We start from the raw sequence: 17,821 nt of genomic DNA, 5'->3' as shown, positions 1-17,821 counted from the left end.
TTTCGTGTTGATCAATCGGCCCAGAATGCATCCTCAAAATGCTCGACAGTAAACCGGCCGATTCTGTTTTCAATCATGCTCTCTATCAGAATTGCGATAACATCGAACCGGCAGTCACACTCTTCATGAACGCAGAAAGCAAGGTATGCGCGGGCAGCCTTGATGATCTCCTTCTGTTTTTCGGGTGTTACGGCTTCTGCCGGATGACCTTTTTCGGTTGAGGAGCGGGTTTTTACCTCAATAAAACAGAGCGTTCCTTTATATCGGGCAATGATATCAATCTCATTGCGGTGATAGCGGTAATTTCGCAAAATGATCCGGTACCCTTTTTTTTCAAGGAAGTCGGCGGCGAGCTGCTCGCCCTGATGTCCGAGCTGGTGCGGATCGTGCATGGCTGTCGCTATTTTTCTCCCAGTTCTTTCAGCCTGAAGCTTACTCTGTGCAGAGGGCATCTTCCGTACTGCCGGATTGCCCGAACATGTTCGGCGGTTGCATAGCCGAAGTGGCGATCAAAGCCATATTCGGGCCAGCTTCTGCTGCACGCTGTCATGATCTCATCCCTTCGGGTTTTGGCAAGCACGGATGCTGCCGCAATAGAGAAGACCTTTGCATCACCCTTGACAATGGTTTCGTACGGTATCGGCAGATGAGGCCTGAAACGGTTGCCATCCACGAGCAGCAGTTCCGGCAGCATGCCGAGGGCTTCAATCGAACGGTTCATGGCAAGCATGGTTGCCTGAAAGATATTGATCCGGTCAATAATCTCCGGCTCGATCTCCGTAACAGCCCAGTAAAGGGCGGCGGCCTTGATTGCCGGAGCAAGCTCTTCTCTCACTCTGGAAGAGAGTTTTTTGGAATCATTGAGCTTCTCGAGGATGCTCCCTTCCGGACTGAACCATCGGGAAAATACTACCGCCGCGGCAACTACCGGCCCGGCCAGCGGCCCCCGTCCCGCTTCATCAATACCGCAGACAAATTCGGAGGTTTGCCATAGCGGCCATTCATAGGAGGTGTTCATCAGGCATATTCTTTACCATGATCGGATAAGTCGACAACGATATGTGGCAACATCTTCCGGATGCTCAAAAAACGGGTATCATGAAGTTATACAACAGGATCTTGCCCTGAAAGAAGAGGACGGAAATTTCAGCTGTTATTTGTCGCCACCGGTTTCCCTCCCGGAGTTGTCCGGGCCGGTATTGCTGTTTCCTTATATAATTTATTATCTTGACAACTGGCTTGCAGTTCCCGTTCCCTGCAGGGTTTTCTGCGTTCCTGATGGATAGCTTCAGGGTATCTGTTTATTCCGCAATATCGTCTATTGTACAGCTCCGGAGAGCTGGATTTAATTGAAAGCCCAAGGCTATCAGGCGGAGATTCAGGGATAGCCGGGCGAGGATATAAAAAAATATTTATACAGCGTTACAGAAGGTGTTCCGCCTCTGGTTCTTACCATTATAAAAAGAGTTAACGAATGAAGAAGAGTTTGAATAAGCAGTTGTTGATGAACAAGACCGGCGATGAGATACAGGTCGCTCTTGTGAAGAGGGCCGTCTGGCGGAGTTGATTATTGAGCGCCCCGAAAGCCGGAGAAGTATCGGTGATATCTATCTCGGACGGGTTCACAAGGTTGTTGAGGGCCTGAAAGCCGCGTTTGTCGATATCGGACAGAAGTCCGACGGATTTCTGCACTTTTCCGATGTAGGCACAACGAGTGAGGATTATCGTGCGCTGATTGAGGATGATGATGATGATGATGCTGTTGTCGGCGCAGAGGATGCCGATGGTGATGATTCATTAAACGCCGCTCCGGTACAGGTACAGCCTGCGGCTGATCAGAGTGTAAAAGCCTCTGCCAGAAGCGGCGGCAAGCGCCCCTCAGGCGACGAGCAGGAGAAGGCTGAGAAGCGGCAGTCCTATACCCAGATGATCGCCGGAAAACTCAAACCGAATGACTCCATTCTTGTTCAGGTTATCAAGGAGCCTATCAGCAGCAAGGGATCACGACTTACCTCGGATATTACCATTGCCGGTCGTTTCATGGTGCTCCTGCCCTTTGGTGGCGGGCAGGTTGCCGTTTCCCGTCGTGTTGTTGTGCGCAAGGAGCGGTCAAGGCTGAAAAAACTGGTGCGCTCCATGCTGCCGGAAGGATTCGGTGCGATTATCCGCACGGTTGCCGAAGACCAGGAGGAGACCCTTCTGAAGCAGGATCTTGAAAAGCTTCTGGCCAAATGGACCCAGATTGAGGAAAAACTTCAGGATGCCGCTCCTCCGCAACTGATATTCAAGGAGGATACCATCATCTCCAGTGTTCTGCGGGACTCCCTGACCTCCGACGTTACGGAAATTGTGGCCAATTCATCGGTGATTCACAAGGAGACGCTGAACTATATACAGTGGGCGGCTCCTGAGATGGTTAAAAACGTCAGCCTCTACCAGGGCAAACTGCCCCTTTTTGAAGGGTACGGGATTGCCAAGGATGTTGAATCGATCTTTTCCCGCAAGGTCTGGCTTAAGTCGGGCGGTTATATCATTATCGAGCATACCGAAGCCATGGTTGTTGTTGATGTCAACAGCGGCCGGTATGCCGCAAAGCGGGAGCAGGAGGAGAACTCGCTGAAAACCAACCTTGAGGCGGCACGCGAAATTGTCCGGCAGCTTCGGCTTCGGGATATCGGCGGTATTATTGTTGTTGATTTTATCGACATGCTCGATCAGAAGAATGCCAAAAAGGTTTATGACTCGATGAAGACCGAGCTGCGTAACGATCGGGCGAAATCAAATATTCTGCCCATGTCGGATTTCGGCATCATGCAGATTACCCGCGAGAGAATACGACCGAGTCTGATGCAGCGTATGGGTGACCAGTGCCCCGCATGCGGAGGAACCGGTGTGGTTCAGGCTCGCTTCACCACCATCAACCAGATTGAGCGATGGCTGAGAAAGTATGCGCTGCAACACCCCTTGAATTTTCAGCAGCTTGATCTCTACGTCAGCCCTACGGTTGTCGAGCCGTTGCAGAACAGTGACCTGAAAACCGAGCTGAAATGGTTTCTCCAGCACCTGCTCTTTGTTCAGGTCAAGCCGGATGAGAGCCTGAGAAGTGACGATTTCCGGTTTTACAGCAGAAAGAACAACAAGGACATTACCGCCGAATACGGCGATATCTAAACATCAGACGGGATTATGGGACAGTACGATACATTGCAAGAGCAGATACTTGGATTTTCATCATTCGGTGCGGCTGCACTTCAGGAGAGTCCTGAAGCGCGCACGGTTTTTTTGCAGTTCAAGCAGCTGCTCAACGACGGAACTATACGGGCGGCAGAAAAATCCGGCAGTGACTGGATTGTAAACACATGGGTCAAGCAGGGTATTCTGCTCGGCATGCGTCTTGGCAGGCTTCAGGCAGCAATGGTACCGCTTGATGAGCATGGAGCCGGTTTTACCTTTATTGACAAGGATACCTACCCGCTTAAACAGTTTACACTGGAGAACAATGTCCGCATAGTTCCCGGCGGATCGGCGGTACGAGACGGCTCCTATCTGGCCCCATCGGTGGTCATGATGCCTCCTGCCTATGTCAACGTTGGAGCCTACGTCGATGAAGGAACCATGATTGATTCCCATGCTCTTGTGGGGAGTTGCGCCCAGGTTGGAAAAAAGGTCCATCTCTCTGCCGGCGTTCAGGTAGGTGGTGTGCTGGAACCGGTTGGAGCCATGCCCGTCATTATTGAGGATGAGGTGATGGTTGGCGGCAACTGCGGCATCTATGAAGGTACGATCGTAAGGGAGCGTGCAGTGATCGGGACAGGCGTTATTCTTAACGGTTCAACACCGGTTTATGATATTGCCCTGAACAGGGTTTACAGAAAAACGGCAGATCATCCGCTGGAGATTCCTGCCGGCGCGGTGGTTGTTGCCGGATCCCGCACCATCAAGGGAGAGTTTGCAGCTGAACATGGTCTTGCTATCTATACTCCGGTTATCATCAAGTACCGCGATGCCCGCACGGACAGCGCAACGGCACTTGAAGAGGCACTCAGGTGAGTGATGCAGCTTAACAGGCAATATAGGGGAGCCTATGGCGGCGCGGCGCTGACCACTCTTCGGCGCAGAGTGTCAGGCTTCATGATTGTTCTCTGCCTTTGCTCCTCCTTTTCTGCCCGGTCGCTCTACTCCATGCCGGCTGATGAACAGGAGGATTTCGGTATTATAACGAGTATTGATCTTCTTGGGGAGGTCTACCGTCAGTTGTCACTCAACTACGTTGACAAGCCCGATGTCAGAGAACTGATGTATGCCGGAATTGACCGAATGCTGCATACCCTTGATCCCTACACGGTGTTCTTGACAAGAGTGACTCTCAGGAGCTTGATGAATTGACCAGTGGTCAGTATGCCGGTATCGGGAGTTACGATAGCCTCGATTGATGGATCCATTTATATCGCTTCAGTTGTGGAGGGATATGGGGCATCGAGGGCGGGAGTCAGGATGGGGGACATTATTGCCGCTGTTAACGGTACCGGGATAAAGAATAAACCGCTCAATGAGGTGAAGGAGCTGCTCAAGGGGCCCCTCGGAGCAACCCTGACGCTCGGCATAGAGCGGGAGAGTGAGCCATTTTTCACGGTCAGCATAAAACGGGAGGAGATCAGGGTAAACACAGTGAGTCACTCCTGCTTTTTTGGTGATACCGGCTATATCGAAATGAAAAGCTTCGGCGCCCGCTCGGCTGATGAACTGAGAGAGGCTCTTCAGGATCTCCAGCGTCAGGCCGCAGCAAAGCACATTCCACTGAGAGGAGTCATACTTGACCTGAGAAACAATCCGGGCGGACTTCTCAATGCATCGGTTGATGTTGCTTCACTTTTTGTCAGGAAGGGCAGTAATGTGGTATCCATTCGGGGTCGGGTACATGAACCTAAAGTCTACGTCACCGTTACCGATCCTGTGCATGAAACCGTGCCGCTTGTTGTTCTGATCAACAGCCAGAGTGCCTCTGCGGCTGAAATTGTAGCCGGCGCGATCCAGGACCTTGATCGCGGGGTGATTATCGGTGAACGTTCATATGGTAAAGGGCGGGTGCAGTCGGTTTTAAATCTCTCCTATGACAATACGCTGAAGCTTACCACAGCAAAATATTACACCCCATCCGGTCGTCTGATACAGAAAGAGGTTCCTCCGGAGCCGGAGCAGCGAAATGTGCTGCCTGAGGTTCAGGTGGACAAGCGCTCTACACTCTTCTTCACCAAAGGGAGGCGGAAGGTCTATGGAGGAGGAGGTATCAAGCCCGATATTGAGCTCTCCGACAGGAAGGATTCACCATACCTGACAGAGCTGCGAAATAAAGGGATGCTTTTTCTTTTCTCTTCGAACTATCGTTCCCGGACACCGCTCAAGCCGGTTCAGGCAATTGAGCGCAAGGGGCTTATGCGCTCATTCAATGACTTTCTGCAGAGCAGAAAATTCACCTATACATCACAGGCTGAACGACAGCTCGATGAACTAAAGGCTGCGCTGAAGGGCGAGGATGCGGTCAACGCAATTAATCCGGTGAAGATTCCTGATGAGCTTCTGAAGGGTGTTGCGCTTCTGAAAGCGCAGGAGATTGCAAAGGAATCGGAAGCTGTTGCCGAAGCGCTTGAGCTTGAGATCCTGCGGCACTATGACAAGCCTCTTGCCCGAACAGGAGAGCTCAGCCATGATCCTGTCGTGAAGAGAGCGCTTGAGGTGCTTGCCGATTCCCGTCAATACTCCAGGACGCTTCACCCCTGAGCGGATCCTGCCAGGTTTGTTTCATACTCCCGGATTTTACGGTGTGCGCCGATGGCGATCATAAGATTGCTTATGGTCAGCAGGCTTTCGGCCATCCCGTGAAGCAGGTCGTCATGTGAGAGCGTCGGAAATCCCCGAACCACTGTTGCCAGATACATGCAGAAAATGGTGACTGAAATAAATACCAGCACAAACCAGAACCCCGCAACGGTGAGCCCGGAAAAAATTGTCCGATCACGCCGGTAGACCAGAAAGAGCAGCACCAGAAAAGAGATATAGACTACGCTGGAGAGCTGCAGTATTGTGTCAAAGATATCTTCTCCCAGGTATGATTGCGGTTTGCCGGAAATTATGATGGCTCCGAGTGCGGCTGCAAAGCCGACTGAGGGAGCTTTTTTTGTGGATTTCAGCAGGTTCAGTGTTGCCAGGAGCAGTGAGATGCTGCCGAAGAGATTGATGATCTCCGACAGATCAAGAAGCAGTGGAATCGAGTCCCCTGAAACATGGTAACCAAGCACAAAAAAGCTTCCTGACCAGTGCGGCAGCATGGAGAGGGCAAAAATCCTGATGTCGCGCCGGTTGCAAAGCCTGCCGTAACGGAAGAGCAGTGCTGCCCCGAGCCCCCATTCAAGAGCGGAAGAGAGATGAATAATCCAGTTTGGAAAAGAGAGCAGCATCAAGAGCCCTTGATCAGGTGGTAGATGTTTTTTGAAAAGATTTTCATCTGCACCGGCCAGGGGGCAGGCACCATTTTCTTATAAAGATAGGAGTCAAAGGTGATTTGCTGCACATCATCATCGGCGCATATGGCGACAAAACTCTCCCGCAGCCGGTCCGTTTTGTAATAAATCGCCTGCAGGACTTCCAGACCGAAAAAGATCGGAGCGTAGAGCCTGCGGAACTCTTTTTCATAGTTTGCAAGCGGAGCGCCGTTTTTCAGGTGTTCAATCATTGCCTGTGCGCCGAGTTTTCCTGATCGCATGGCAAAGAATATCCCCTCACCGTTTGCCGGTGTTACCAGTCCGGCGGCATCCCCGACCAGAATGGCCTTCTCCTGGGTAAAGGATTTGCGGGGCTTCATCGGTATTTTGGCCGCCTCATCAAGGTAGGGTTTGTCGGTAATCCCGATTTTTTCGATAAAACGCCGCTGCAGCGCCTTGATGTTGTGCCGGTGATCCTCAGTGCCGGTGCCGATGGCAAGATGATCCGCCTTCGGGAAGATCCATCCGTAAAAGTCGGGAGAGACCTCTCCGTCAAACCAGATCTCAACAATATTGCTGAACTTTTCGATTGCGGGTGAGTAGTGGAAGCGCTGCTGCATGGCGATCACCTTCAGCTCGTTTGGCGGAAAGTGCAGCTCGTCGGCGGTTTTAGAGTTCGCCCCGTCAGCCCCGATAATCCGTGCAGCCTTGAGCGGTGCTATTTTGTCATTGAGGGTTTTGATGACAAAGCCGTCAGCAGAGGGGGTGATGGTGTTTACCAGCCCTTCGGCAACGGTTGCGCCGGCTTTTTCAGCTTCAGTGCGCAACCATCGGTCAAATTTTTCGCGCCTGACCATCCCGACATATCCGTTCGGCATGTTCATCTCGATCACCCGCCCTTTCGGGGAGCGGGCCTTCATGCGGGAGAGTTTTTTTTCCACCAGCTCTGAAGGAATGCGGAACTCCTCAATCAGTCCGAGCGGTATTGCTCCGCCGCATGGTTTGACATTCTCAAAGTTGCGTTCAATGAGAATCGTTGAGAGTCCAGCCCTGGCAAGCTCGGCCGCGGCAACCGATCCTGAAGGGCCGCCGCCTAATACAGCAACATCATAACGCATTGGAAAATAGATGAGTTACCAAAAAATTAAACCAGCTTTTCGCATATAAACTCCCTGACCCGTGAAAGGTCAATCCGCTCCTGTGCGGCACTGTCACGGAAGCGCACGGTAACCGTACCCTCTTCAAGCGACTGATGGTCAACCGTGATGCAGAATGGTGTGCCGATCTCATCCTGACGGCGGTAGCGCTTGCCGATAGAGCCGGCGTCATCGTACTGGACAAGGAACGATTCGGAAAGCTCGTCACGCAGCTGAGCGGCCTTTTCGCCCATGCCCCCTTTTTTCATCAGAGGAAGTACAGCGGCCTTGACCGGGGCTACTTTTGGAGCGAGCTTCAGCATAACGCGCTCTTCACCGTCCACAACATCTTCACGGTATGCATCTGCCAGGAGCGCCAAAAAGAGCCTGTCGCATCCGGCGGATGTTTCAACCACATAGGGGATAAAGCGCTCATTGGTGAGCTGGTCGATATACTCCATGTTCTTGCCGGAGTACTCCTGATGCTGTTTGAGGTCAAAATCGGTTCTGGAGTGAATGCCCTCAATCTCCTCAATGCCGAAGGGGAACTCATACTTGATATCATAGGCAAGATCAGCGTAGTGAGCCAGCTTGTCATGCTTGTACCAGTGCAGTTTTTCCGCTCGCAGTCCGAGTGCGGTGCTGTACCAGGCAAACCGCTCCTCACGCCATGCTTCAAAAGCCCCCTTCTGGGTGCCGGGTTTTACAAAGTACTGCATCTCCATCTGTTCAAACTCCACCATCCGGAAGATGAAGTTCCCTTTAACAATCTCGTTGCGAAATGCCTTGCCGATCTGCGCAATACCGAACGGTACCCTCATGCGCGACGACTCCCGGACGTTATGGAAGTTGACAAAAATGCCCTGCGCGGTTTCAGGCCGCAGGTAGACGATGCTTGATTTATCGGCCACAGCACCCATATTGCACTGGAACATCAGATTGAACTGACGAACCTCCGTCCAATCGCCAGAGCCGGTATCCGGCGCCTTGATCTTTTCAGCAATGATCAGCTCGTAAAGCGCACGGTTGGAGTCTTCGGCACTGGCAACGTTTTCGTATGCACTCTGCACCTTCTGCAGCTCCTCATCCTTTCCATCCCGGCGCAGTTTTTCGATATGGTTTTCGATCAGGTGGTCTGCCCGGTAGCGCCGCTTTGTTGTGCGGTCATCAATCATCGGATCATTGAAGCTCGCTACATGGCCTGAAGCCTCCCACACCCTTGGATTCATAAGTATGGAGGCATCAATGCCTACAATATTCTGGTGGCGGCGGGTCATGGTGTTCCACCAGAGTTCCTTGATATTCTTTTTCAGCTCACTGCCGAGCGGCCCGTAGTCAAAGCAGGAGGAGAGCCCCTCATAGATCTCGGACGACGGGTAGATAAACCCCCGGCGTTTGGCCAGCGACACCAGCTTGTGCATCACTTTATCGGGCGGCAGATTCACGCTCTGCACCCTCGCTTGATCAGAATTGCTCATCGTTCGTTCAAAATAGTGTGGTAAAAAAATTTCCGGGTACTCCCGGTTCAACACGATAAAACATGGAATATAACAAACCAGGGGGGATAATCAGTGGAGGGAGAGCGTTCAATCGGAGATGACGTGTTGCAGCCGGAACGCTGTCAGGAGCCTTTTTCAAGGGCGTTTATAACCTCGTCAAGGCTTGTGGATGGCTGATCCTTTTCAGGGGAGTTGTCAAGCCAGCCCCGGTGCCGGTCGGTGCCCGTCCGTGAAAGTCAGTGTTCCCTCACTTCCGGCGATGAGCCGAGCGTACCCGGTAGAGCCGCTCGGTAAATCCACCCTCTGTTTCAAATGATTTTGCCAGCGCTTCAATCTGGCGGTCAAGAAGGTAACAGCAGAGGTTTATCAGTGAAAGAGCGGCATTGGCTACAAGCACAGGGGTTGAGAAGGACGGACACGGACTGACAGGGACGGGCACAGTGAGAGTGCTCTCTGTGCTGTTTTGCGGCTCTTTGTGGCACTTTTGTTCTTCTGCGATCCACTTGCGCAGCTCAATAATGCTACTGCACCGAAGAGCCTTGAAGCGCCGTAAAGCAGGATGGTCTGGCGGCCATTCGGGCAGATTGCGCTGCCGAAGATAGTCTTCATAATCGAGTCGAAGCTCTTCAAGGCTGGCTCGTGCGACACTTGTCAGTTTGAGTTCGGTCTTTTTTGAAGTTCCTGACGCATGACTCCCTTCGGCGATGTTTTGCACTCCGGAACGTGCAGCCTGAACCATCTGGTCATGGGTTCGACTGCGTTTATCGATGTATTTGTCACAAAAGCGAACAGTCAGATCATAGATTAACTGCCCGATCTGAAAGCTTTTGAGGCTTCTGTATCCACCGTGTTTCGGTATGAGTTGTTCATTGCTCATAGTTAGAGCGAAAACTGATTGAAGATCATGTGACCTGTATAAAATGATGAATAGTGCAGAGCTGTTTTATTGTTGAGGCTTGTATTGGTTTATGGGACTATTGTCAGGCGTAAAGCTTGCATCGGGGTTTCTGATCATGACACTGGATAAATGAACCCGTCTCTTGTTTTTATGTATAAAGAAAAATATACGTAAAATAGCGCTGAATCGGGAGCTGTTATAACTCCCTTTGCGAGTCGGGCAATGGCCAGCCGTTGCATTGAGGTTGTCGCGTGCAGTTTATTCGCCGTAGCTACAAGTACTTCAGCTGGTCTGGATTTCGGTTTTGAGGGCGATCTCTTCGAGGATTGAGCTGACCCTGATGCACTCGGCCATAGTGCCGGCAAAGACAATGCTGCGGCCTCTGGTGTGGACCTCCCAGGTATGGCGCTCGGCTTTGGAGCGGGAGCATCGTATAGCTTTGATGATCTGATCGATAACCTCATCAAAGGAGTGTTCCTCATCATTGAAGAGAACAACCCGATAGGCATCAAGCTGATCAGTTCCCGTGAGCTGTTCTCGCTGTTTTGTTTCGGGAGTACTATCTGAGGCCGTCCACATAGTCATCATCTGAGAGTGCATAGGCAGTTGCGAGCGGGCTGTAACATGATAAAATAAATATTGCTTTACTCAGGCGCAAGCGAACGGCTACGCTGCAATAACCGGTTCAAGTGCTCCAAGAGTAAAGCTTCCGGAAGCGGTCACGCTGACCCTGAAACGGGCGCCGATGGGGATAGTCATCAGCTCCCGGATATGGCCGTAGGAGAGACCCGAGAGTACCGTTGCATTCGGATTGAGGGTGCTGTAGTAGTCAAAAATGTTTTTTACCCGTTCCGCCTCGCCCGGTTCGAGTGGCTCACTGGAGAACTGTCCGAACAGCAGGGCGCCGCATCGGGCAAGAAGCCCTGCGTTGGAAAGATGTGAGAGCATCCGGTCAATCCGGTAGGCCGGTTCATTGATATCCTCCAGAAAGAGAAGGGTATCGTTGAAGAGGGGAAGAAACGGGGTGCCTATCATTGCCGAGAGCACCGAGAGATTACCACCGATTAACTGACCCTCAGCAGAGCCATCCTTTATTGCCGAGATCGGGTGAGCGGAATGATTGGTAATCGAACGGGCATATGAAGGGGAGGTGAGCATTCCCCAGAAATGCTCTTCGGTGTAGGGGGTCGGAGCATAGAGCTCGGTTGCGGCCATTGGACCGGAAAAGCTGATGAGACCGGTTTTTGCGTAGAGCGCAAGCGAGAGGGCGGTGATGTCCGAATAGCCGGCAAGAATTTTCGGATTGGCGGCGATAAGCGTGTAGTCGAGCTGGTTCAGGAGCCGGGCTGAACCGGCACCACCGCGCAGACAGAATATTGCCCGGACATCTGGGTCACTGAACATTTCATGGATATCGTGCAGCTTTTCCCGGTCGGCGACTGCCGGATCGGTATCTATACGGTTGAGGTGACTGGAGAGTTTAACCCGGTATCCGTTTGCTTCCAGATAGCTGATCGCCTGGCCGATCTTTACAGGATAAGCGCAATGGGATGAAGGGGAGATGAGACCGATGGTCTCACCCTTGCGCAGAGCTTTGGGGATGAGGTTTTTCATGAGGCACCCCTACTAATTTATTCCGCGATTCGATTGCTTCGTTGGGCGGTGAGGTGCCCTTACAAAGAAAAAAACATCAGTACCCCGATCGATTGGGATACTGATGTTTTTTTTAACTCATTTGCATGAAATCAGGCAATGTTTTCGGTCAGCAGGATCGCTTTGTTGCTGCTGACTTCAAAAAAACCATCAGAGATCGTAAATGTCTGCTCACTGCGGTCTGCCATTGCAAGTTTGACCTTGCCGGCTTTCAGCGCAGAGAGCAGGGGGGCATGGTTCTTCAATACCTGAAAGAGGCCATCCTCACCCGGTGCGGTTACACTTTCGATCTCCCCTGAAAAGTAAAGTTTCTGGGGAGTGACGATCTCTATCTGGAAACCTTTATCGGAATTCGCCATGGTTCGTGTTGTGTTTAGAGCGTTTTTGCTTTCTCGATGGCTTCCTCAATGGTTCCAACAAGGTAGAATGCGCTTTCCGGCAGATTGTCATGCTTTCCTGCGATGATCTCCTTGAAGCCTTTGATGGTCTCTTCAAGCTTGACATATTTTCCGGCAAGACCGGTAAATGCCTCGGCAACGAAGAATGGCTGTGAAAGGAAGCGCTGTACTTTTCTGGCTCTTGAAACGACAAGCTTGTCCTCGTCGCTCAGCTCGTCCATACCGAGAATGGCGATGATGTCCTGGAGATCCTTGTAGCGCTGGAGAAGCTGTTTGACAGCCTGGGCAGTGTCGTAATGATCGTCACCGACAATGTTCGGATCAAGAATACGCGACGTGGAGTCAAGAGGATCAACAGCTGGGTAGATACCAAGCTCGGCGATCTGACGTGAAAGCACGGTTGTTGCATCAAGGTGGGCAAATGCCGTAGCAGGTGCCGGATCGGTAAGGTCATCCGCAGGAACATAGATAGCCTGAACCGACGTAACCGAACCCTTCTTGGTAGAAACGATTCTGTCCTGAAGCTGACCCATCTCAGTGGCGAGGGTTGGCTGGTATCCTACAGCACTCGGCATACGACCGAGAAGTGCGGAAACCTCGGAACCTGCCTGGGTAAAGCGGAAGATATTGTCAATAAAGAGAAGCACATCGCGGCCTTCCTCATCACGGAAATACTCTGCAATGCTGAGTCCTGTCAGAGCAACCCGCTGACGGGCACCGGGAGGCTCATTCATCTGTCCGAAAACAAGAGCTGTTTTATCGATAACGCCCGACTCCATCATTTCATGCCACAAATCGTTTCCTTCACGGGTACGTTCGCCTACACCGGCAAATACGCTGAAGCCCGACTGCTGTTTGGCAATGTTGTTGATGAGTTCCATGATCAGAACGGTTTTACCTACACCGGCGCCACCGAAAAGACCTGTTTTGCCGCCGCGTGAGTACGGCTCGAGAAGATCGATAACCTTGATACCGGTTTCAAACATCTCCGCTTTTGTGGAGATCTCGTCAAATTTCGGAGCTGAACGATGGATCGAATAGGTTTTTGCGGTATGGACCGGACCGCGACCATCAATGGGTTCGCCGACAACGTTCATCATCCGGCTTAAAACTTCCGGTCCGACAGGAACCTGGATAGGCATTCCTGTATTGGCGACGCTCGTTCCTCTGACCAGACCGTCCGTGCTCTCCATTGATACGGTACGCACACGCTCTTCGCCGAGATGCTGCTGGGTTTCAAGAACAAGCTTTGTTCCGTCAGGTCGAGTAATGGTCAGTGCATCCAGAATAGACGGGAGTCGTCCTTCGGGAAAATCAACATCAACAACAGGGCCGATGATCTGGGAAATCTTACCTTCTTGCATAGCGACAGTTTTGATAGGATTTTAATAGGGAAATCAAACGTTTAGTTCTCGGGGCTTGTCTGTCTTTTTTCATCGGGCATCATGAGCCATAATATCCCGCTGTTGAGGCTGCCCCGGCTAAGAGCCACCTGAGGGAGTCGAACCCACGACCTACTATTTACGAAACAGTTGCTCTACCAACTGAGCTAAGGTGGCTTAAGCATATAAAAAAGACAAGCCTAAATATAATTTATTTGGCAAAGAAACACAAAGATAATTACCATACCATTTATGTCATAAAAAAAAAGAAGAATTGCTATATTAGAGCGCATTGGACAAAAAGCTCAATTATCAGTTAAATCCGGATGGTTATGAATACAAGATTGAAGAGCGGGATCAGCAAATTTTTTAATACAGCACTGTTTTGTCTTCTGCTTCTTGCCGGAACCGACGGCGATGCGTTTGCTGTCGCTCCTGTTGCGGCTCTTAATACCCCGGCACCTGCATTTTCAGCAGTTACGCTTGATGGCAAGGCGATTGGATCAGCGCAACTGGCAGGCAAGGCCTATATTGTGAATTTTTTTGCATCGTGGTGCCCCCCATGCAGAGCAGAGATTCCCGATATGGTTGCCCTGCAGAATCAATACAGTCGTAATGGATTTACTTTTATTGGTATCGCAGTCAATGAAACCGCCCCGACCATCAAGTCATTCATAACTGGGAACAGGATCAGTTACCCTGTTGTCATGTCTGATGACCAGCTTCTTGGCTCGTTTGGCAGATTTGTTCCGGATGGCCAGATCAAGGCTATTCCGACCTCCTTTGTTGTGAACGCATCAGGACGGGTGACCCAGGTCATTACCGGGGGTAAAAGTAAAGCGGAATTTGAGAAGATCATTCTTGCCGCACTCAAAAAGCCGGTAAAAGTAAAATAATACCTGACTTTATGAACAAGGGTTTTGGTGTCCGACTCTCTCTCTATCCGGACATATTCAGTTTCTCCTCTCCACGTCCGCATTCAGTGTTGAATGCGGACGTCTTTTTTTATAACGATTAGTCTCCAAAAGAAACAAACAATGACTTTTATGCAGATCAATGCTCCGGACTATGTGAAAAACAAAAAACTGCTCCAGTGGGTTAAGGAAACCGCTGAACTGTGTCGTCCGAGTTCCATATCCTGGTGCGATGGCTCCCAGGAAGAGTATGACCGCCTCTGTACACAGATGGTTGAGAGCGGCACCTTTATCAAGCTCTCAGAAGAGAAGCGTCCGAACAGTTATCTCTGTCGTTCAGACCCGAGCGATGTCGCCAGAGTTGAGGACAGAACCTATATATGCAGCATTCGCCGACAGGACGCAGGCCCAACCAACAACTGGGTTGCGCCAAAAGAGATGAAGGCGACTCTAAACGGGCTATTCAGCGGCTGCATGACCGGCAGGACCATGTATGTCATTCCTTTCAGCATGGGACCGCTCGGATCACCTATTGCCCATATCGGCGTTGAAATATCCGACTCCCCGTATGTGGTCACCAATATGCGCATCATGACGCGTATGGGCCGCCAGGTTATGGATCTTCTTGATGAGCACAGTGACTTTGTTCCCTGTCTTCACTCCGTCGGAGCTCCGCTTCAGCCGGGAGTGAAGGATGTTGCCTGGCCATGCAGTGACACCAAATATATTGTCCATTTCCCTGAAGAGCGCTCTATTGTCTCTTTCGGCAGTGGCTATGGCGGCAATGCCCTTCTCGGTAAAAAATGTTTCGCACTTCGTATCGCATCCTCAATGGCTCGTGATGAAGGGTGGCTTGCCGAACACATGCTTATTCTGGGTGTTGAATCTCCGGAAGGCGAAAAAACCTATGTCGGCGGAGCCTTCCCGAGTGCATGCGGAAAGACCAACTTTGCCATGCTTATTCCTCCGGAATCGTTCAAAGGGTGGAAAGTGACTACTGTTGGTGACGATATTGCATGGATCAAGCCCGGTCCGGATGGCCGCCTCTATGCCATCAACCCGGAATACGGATTTTTCGGCGTAGCTCCCGGTACTTCGGAGAAATCAAATCCGAACGCCATGGCCACGCTGTCTAAGAACTGTATTTTTACCAATGTAGCCATGACTCCTGATGGTGATGTCTGGTGGGAGGGAATGACCGACACTCCTCCTGCAGAGCTTATTGACTGGCAGGGAAAAGCCTGGACCCCCGACTGCGGAAGGCTCTCGTCACATCCGAATGCACGGTTTACCTCTCCGGCAAGTCAGTGCCCCTCCCTTGATCCCGATTGGGAAAATCCGAAAGGCGTGCTTATCAGTGCCTTTATTTTCGGCGGACGCCGGGGCGATACCGTTCCTCTTGTTTACCAGTCAGCAAACTGGAATTTCGGAGTCTACCTTGCAGCAACAATGGGTTCGGAAAAAACTGCTGCGGCAGCCGGAACCGTTGGTGATGTGCGTCGCGATCCCTACGCCATGATTCCTTTCTGCGGTTACCATATGGGCGACTATTTCAACCATTGGCTGCATGTAGGACGCACGCTCACCGAGCTGCCGAGAATTTTCGGTGTCAACTGGTTCCGCAAGGACGAAAACGGCAAATTCCTCTGGCCCGGTTTCGGTGAAAACATGCGGGTACTGAAGTGGATTGTTGATCGTGTGCACGGTGATGTTGCTGCCGTTGAAAGTCCGCTGGGATGGATGCCGAAGTACGATATGATTGACTGGACAGGTCTTGAGGATATGACGGAAGAGAAGTTCATCAAGCTGATGTCGGTAGACCGTGAAGCATGGAAGACCGAGCTCCTTTCCCATGAGCAGCTTTTTGAAATGATTTACGACCGTTTGCCAAAAGAGTTTCCTCACATCCGTGAACTGATGCTCTCAACGCTCTGGCTCTCTCCAAGGCATTGGTCGCTGGCGCCGGAAATCTATGAAGCGGAATAACTTCCGGAGAGGATTCCTTGATCGATTAACGCAGAAAGGCGCCGGTTCCGGCGCCTTTCTGCGTTAAAAAAAAGGTGAATCACTCCTCGTCAAGGGTGAAGCCGATTTTCACGGTAACCTGCCAGTAGGCGACCTGCTGGTCAGTAACATGACAGCGGGTTTCAATAATCTCAACCCAGCGGATGTTTCTGATGGTCTCGGCTGCTTTTGCGACAGCATTTTTTACGGCCTCTTCAATGCTCGTCTGCGAAGAGCCGACAAGTTCAATTTTCTTATAGATGTGATCGCTCATGGCGTGAAATGGTTTAATCCTTGAAAAAAAATCAGATACTGTACAGGCTGAATTTACGTCAGGCCAGCACTCATATTAGCAAATCAGGCGAAATCTGCAAAACAACTGTTCAGTACTTCCTTTTCCGGCTTGCAGTTATTGAGTAAATAGCTGTGTTTTTATTCGTTTAACCGTTACAGAAGCGGAGTTTCAGGAGCCGGGGGAAGGTGCGATTGGTTGTTGCTGACGTAATGGAGGTCACTCTGCTGCTGGATGCCCGATCATGTCGGCCCTGAACATTCCGTAATATCCGGGAATGTTCAGGGCAAAAGGGAGGAGATGTCACATGCCGAGGGAGTGCATGAGGAGCGGCACGGCACAGAGGCCGATGGCCACGTTTGTTGCTCCGCAGATTTTGGTGATGATGGCGTTCTGTTTGTACCAGGCAAACGGAAGCAGAATCGTCAGCACATTAATAAGCAGCAGCACGGTGGCCAGTGGCCAGATTTTGCCGAGCAGGACGGCTTTGAAGCTGAAGAGTGCCGTAATGAAAAAGATCCCGAGAAACATGTGCGCATAGACCTTTTTGTCGCCGGGATTGTAGAAATGCATGGCGACAACAACCCAGAAAAGCCCGTAGGTGGCAAAGATGGTGCCCAGATAGATTCTCAGGTCAGCAGGCAACCCCATGTCGAAGAGAAACATGCACAGGGCAGTGAAAATCTGTGCGACCCCTCCGAACCAGAGGGCGACATGGGCAAGACTTCGCCCCAGCTTTGCATGATCGGTCTCCTTGTCCAGTCCGAACCCCAACTGTTCGAGACCGAACACCCAGACGGTGACGATGAGCCCGAACAGACCGATAGCTTCCGGATTTACTGCATTCATCGGAAGAACTCCTTGCTTTTTGTTGTTGATGAAGTTTACATTCAAGCTCCTTCAGGCGAATTCAGCCTGCATGAGCTGGCTGAATGTACGGCTTATTTATATCAATGAGTGGCACCTTTTCCTCCCTTTTTGTATCTGTAACCATCTCTGTATTCCGGGCGAAAAACAAAGGAGTTTTGTGCGCTATTATGTCGCAAATCCTGGGGTGGTATGGTTTGATCTGCCGCGAGGACGATGATTGTGTGCTTATGAAGATGCGCATAACTCCATGCGGGAATTCCCGCTTGATTTTAATACCTTGGAGCTGTCAGAAGAAG

At 51.1% G+C, this 17,821-nt stretch carries 18 protein-coding genes and 1 tRNA gene; 6 read left to right on the top strand and 13 right to left on the bottom strand.

Annotated features, from left to right (window positions below):
- Window positions 1-11 precede the first annotated feature (11 nt).
- Window positions 12-392: a YraN family protein gene (locus tag CFERDRAFT_RS08350; RefSeq protein ID WP_040433533.1), complete on the bottom strand. Its 381-nt coding sequence runs from the start codon at window positions 390-392 to the stop codon at window positions 12-14.
- 8 nt (window positions 393-400) lie between these two features.
- Window positions 401-1,021, bottom strand: coding sequence for a ribonuclease HII (locus tag CFERDRAFT_RS08345; protein WP_040433532.1), 621 nt, complete (start codon window positions 1,019-1,021; stop codon window positions 401-403).
- A 542-nt stretch (window positions 1,022-1,563) separates the two neighbouring features.
- Here CFERDRAFT_RS08345 and CFERDRAFT_RS08335 point away from each other — a divergent pair.
- From CFERDRAFT_RS08335 to CFERDRAFT_RS08325, 4 genes are read left to right on the top strand one after another with little or no spacing between them, the layout of a single operon-like run.
- Entirely contained in the window at window positions 1,564-3,171 is a 1,608-nt protein-coding gene (locus tag CFERDRAFT_RS08335) for an Rne/Rng family ribonuclease (RefSeq protein WP_006366774.1), read from the top strand.
- A 15-nt stretch (window positions 3,172-3,186) separates the two neighbouring features.
- The gene (locus CFERDRAFT_RS08330; RefSeq protein ID WP_006366773.1) at window positions 3,187-4,050 is read left to right on the top strand and encodes a 2,3,4,5-tetrahydropyridine-2,6-dicarboxylate N-succinyltransferase; all 864 of its coding nucleotides are present in this window, start codon (window positions 3,187-3,189) and stop codon (window positions 4,048-4,050) included.
- Between the two features lie 3 nt (window positions 4,051-4,053).
- On the top strand, window positions 4,054-4,386 hold the full coding sequence (locus CFERDRAFT_RS11755; protein ID WP_006366772.1) for a S41 family peptidase: 333 nt from the start codon (window positions 4,054-4,056) through the stop codon (window positions 4,384-4,386).
- A gap of 12 nt (window positions 4,387-4,398) precedes the next feature.
- Window positions 4,399-5,778, top strand: a complete 1,380-nt coding sequence (locus CFERDRAFT_RS08325) for a S41 family peptidase (RefSeq protein WP_006366770.1) — start codon at window positions 4,399-4,401, stop codon at window positions 5,776-5,778.
- Here the strand turns inward: CFERDRAFT_RS08325 and CFERDRAFT_RS08320 are convergent.
- From CFERDRAFT_RS08320 to CFERDRAFT_RS08280, 9 genes are all read right to left on the bottom strand, one after another.
- Entirely contained in the window at window positions 5,769-6,455 is a 687-nt protein-coding gene (locus tag CFERDRAFT_RS08320) for a DUF3593 domain-containing protein (protein ID WP_006366771.1), read from the bottom strand. The two genes, CFERDRAFT_RS08325 and CFERDRAFT_RS08320, sit on opposite strands and share 10 nt — an antisense overlap.
- Complete coding sequence (locus CFERDRAFT_RS08315; protein ID WP_006366769.1) at window positions 6,455-7,597, bottom strand: geranylgeranyl diphosphate reductase; 1,143 nt, start codon at window positions 7,595-7,597, stop codon at window positions 6,455-6,457. Before CFERDRAFT_RS08315 ends, CFERDRAFT_RS08320 begins: the two co-directional genes overlap by 1 nt.
- A gap of 26 nt (window positions 7,598-7,623) precedes the next feature.
- Window positions 7,624-9,093: a glycine--tRNA ligase gene (locus tag CFERDRAFT_RS08310; RefSeq protein ID WP_006366768.1), complete on the bottom strand. Its 1,470-nt coding sequence runs from the start codon at window positions 9,091-9,093 to the stop codon at window positions 7,624-7,626.
- Window positions 9,094-9,361: 268 nt separating this feature from the next.
- Window positions 9,362-9,991 carry a four helix bundle suffix domain-containing protein gene (locus tag CFERDRAFT_RS08305; RefSeq protein WP_006366787.1) on the bottom strand — a complete coding sequence of 210 codons (630 nt, stop codon included), beginning with the start codon at window positions 9,989-9,991 and terminating at the stop codon, window positions 9,362-9,364.
- A gap of 303 nt (window positions 9,992-10,294) precedes the next feature.
- Complete coding sequence (locus tag CFERDRAFT_RS08300) at window positions 10,295-10,600, bottom strand: ATP-dependent Clp protease adaptor ClpS (protein ID WP_408605309.1); 306 nt, start codon at window positions 10,598-10,600, stop codon at window positions 10,295-10,297.
- Window positions 10,601-10,678: 78 nt separating this feature from the next.
- On the bottom strand, window positions 10,679-11,626 hold the full coding sequence (locus CFERDRAFT_RS08295) for a S66 peptidase family protein (RefSeq protein ID WP_006366766.1): 948 nt from the start codon (window positions 11,624-11,626) through the stop codon (window positions 10,679-10,681).
- 131 nt (window positions 11,627-11,757) lie between these two features.
- Window positions 11,758-12,024, bottom strand: a complete 267-nt coding sequence (gene atpC / locus CFERDRAFT_RS08290; protein WP_006366765.1) for an ATP synthase F1 subunit epsilon — start codon at window positions 12,022-12,024, stop codon at window positions 11,758-11,760.
- Window positions 12,025-12,038: 14 nt separating this feature from the next.
- A complete protein-coding gene (gene atpD / locus CFERDRAFT_RS08285; RefSeq protein ID WP_006366764.1) occupies window positions 12,039-13,427 on the bottom strand; it encodes a F0F1 ATP synthase subunit beta in 1,389 nt (462 codons plus the stop codon).
- Window positions 13,428-13,549: 122 nt separating this feature from the next.
- A tRNA-Thr gene (locus CFERDRAFT_RS08280) sits at window positions 13,550-13,622 on the bottom strand.
- A gap of 155 nt (window positions 13,623-13,777) precedes the next feature.
- Here CFERDRAFT_RS08280 and CFERDRAFT_RS08275 point away from each other — a divergent pair.
- Both CFERDRAFT_RS08275 and CFERDRAFT_RS08270 read left to right on the top strand, forming a co-directional pair.
- The gene (locus tag CFERDRAFT_RS08275) at window positions 13,778-14,341 is read left to right on the top strand and encodes a TlpA family protein disulfide reductase (RefSeq protein ID WP_156778041.1); all 564 of its coding nucleotides are present in this window, start codon (window positions 13,778-13,780) and stop codon (window positions 14,339-14,341) included.
- 141 nt (window positions 14,342-14,482) lie between these two features.
- On the top strand, window positions 14,483-16,345 hold the full coding sequence (locus tag CFERDRAFT_RS08270; RefSeq protein ID WP_040433527.1) for a phosphoenolpyruvate carboxykinase (GTP): 1,863 nt from the start codon (window positions 14,483-14,485) through the stop codon (window positions 16,343-16,345).
- A 79-nt stretch (window positions 16,346-16,424) separates the two neighbouring features.
- Here the strand turns inward: CFERDRAFT_RS08270 and CFERDRAFT_RS08265 are convergent, their stop codons facing one another.
- A complete protein-coding gene (locus CFERDRAFT_RS08265; RefSeq protein ID WP_006366761.1) occupies window positions 16,425-16,637 on the bottom strand; it encodes a dodecin in 213 nt (70 codons plus the stop codon).
- A gap of 321 nt (window positions 16,638-16,958) precedes the next feature.
- Window positions 16,959-17,504, bottom strand: a complete 546-nt coding sequence (locus CFERDRAFT_RS08260; protein ID WP_006366760.1) for an acetate uptake transporter family protein — start codon at window positions 17,502-17,504, stop codon at window positions 16,959-16,961.
- Window positions 17,505-17,821: the final 317 nt, after the last annotated feature.

The sequence above is a fragment of the Chlorobium ferrooxidans DSM 13031 genome (assembly GCF_000168715.1).
Classification (GTDB): Bacteria; Bacteroidota; Chlorobiia; order Chlorobiales; family Chlorobiaceae; genus Chlorobium; species Chlorobium ferrooxidans.
Note: the sequence above shows the minus strand (reverse complement) of the source record. Positions and strands in the feature narration are given on the sequence as shown.

What these genes read in the sequence shown, in the direction of transcription:
- CFERDRAFT_RS08350 (WP_040433533.1), bottom strand. Translation starts at nt 392, where the DNA reads ATGCACGATCCGCACCAGCTCGGACATCAGGGCGAGCAGCTCGCCGCC.
- CFERDRAFT_RS08330 (WP_006366773.1), top strand. Translation starts at nt 3,187, where the DNA reads ATGGGACAGTACGATACATTGCAAGAGCAGATACTTGGATTTTCATCA.
- CFERDRAFT_RS11755 (WP_006366772.1), top strand. Translation starts at nt 4,054, where the DNA reads ATGCAGCTTAACAGGCAATATAGGGGAGCCTATGGCGGCGCGGCGCTG.
- CFERDRAFT_RS08325 (WP_006366770.1), top strand. Translation starts at nt 4,399, where the DNA reads ATGCCGGTATCGGGAGTTACGATAGCCTCGATTGATGGATCCATTTAT.
- CFERDRAFT_RS08320 (WP_006366771.1), bottom strand. Translation starts at nt 6,455, where the DNA reads ATGCTGCTCTCTTTTCCAAACTGGATTATTCATCTCTCTTCCGCTCTT.
- CFERDRAFT_RS08315 (WP_006366769.1), bottom strand. Translation starts at nt 7,597, where the DNA reads ATGCGTTATGATGTTGCTGTATTAGGCGGCGGCCCTTCAGGATCGGTT.
- CFERDRAFT_RS08310 (WP_006366768.1), bottom strand. Translation starts at nt 9,093, where the DNA reads ATGAGCAATTCTGATCAAGCGAGGGTGCAGAGCGTGAATCTGCCGCCC.
- CFERDRAFT_RS08305 (WP_006366787.1), bottom strand. Translation starts at nt 9,991, where the DNA reads ATGAGCAATGAACAACTCATACCGAAACACGGTGGATACAGAAGCCTC.
- CFERDRAFT_RS08300 (WP_408605309.1), bottom strand. Translation starts at nt 10,600, where the DNA reads ATGATGACTATGTGGACGGCCTCAGATAGTACTCCCGAAACAAAACAG.
- CFERDRAFT_RS08295 (WP_006366766.1), bottom strand. Translation starts at nt 11,626, where the DNA reads ATGAAAAACCTCATCCCCAAAGCTCTGCGCAAGGGTGAGACCATCGGT.
- atpC (WP_006366765.1), bottom strand. Translation starts at nt 12,024, where the DNA reads ATGGCGAATTCCGATAAAGGTTTCCAGATAGAGATCGTCACTCCCCAG.
- atpD (WP_006366764.1), bottom strand. Translation starts at nt 13,427, where the DNA reads ATGCAAGAAGGTAAGATTTCCCAGATCATCGGCCCTGTTGTTGATGTT.
- CFERDRAFT_RS08275 (WP_156778041.1), top strand. Translation starts at nt 13,778, where the DNA reads ATGAATACAAGATTGAAGAGCGGGATCAGCAAATTTTTTAATACAGCA.
- CFERDRAFT_RS08270 (WP_040433527.1), top strand. Translation starts at nt 14,483, where the DNA reads ATGACTTTTATGCAGATCAATGCTCCGGACTATGTGAAAAACAAAAAA.
- CFERDRAFT_RS08265 (WP_006366761.1), bottom strand. Translation starts at nt 16,637, where the DNA reads ATGAGCGATCACATCTATAAGAAAATTGAACTTGTCGGCTCTTCGCAG.
- CFERDRAFT_RS08260 (WP_006366760.1), bottom strand. Translation starts at nt 17,504, where the DNA reads ATGAATGCAGTAAATCCGGAAGCTATCGGTCTGTTCGGGCTCATCGTC.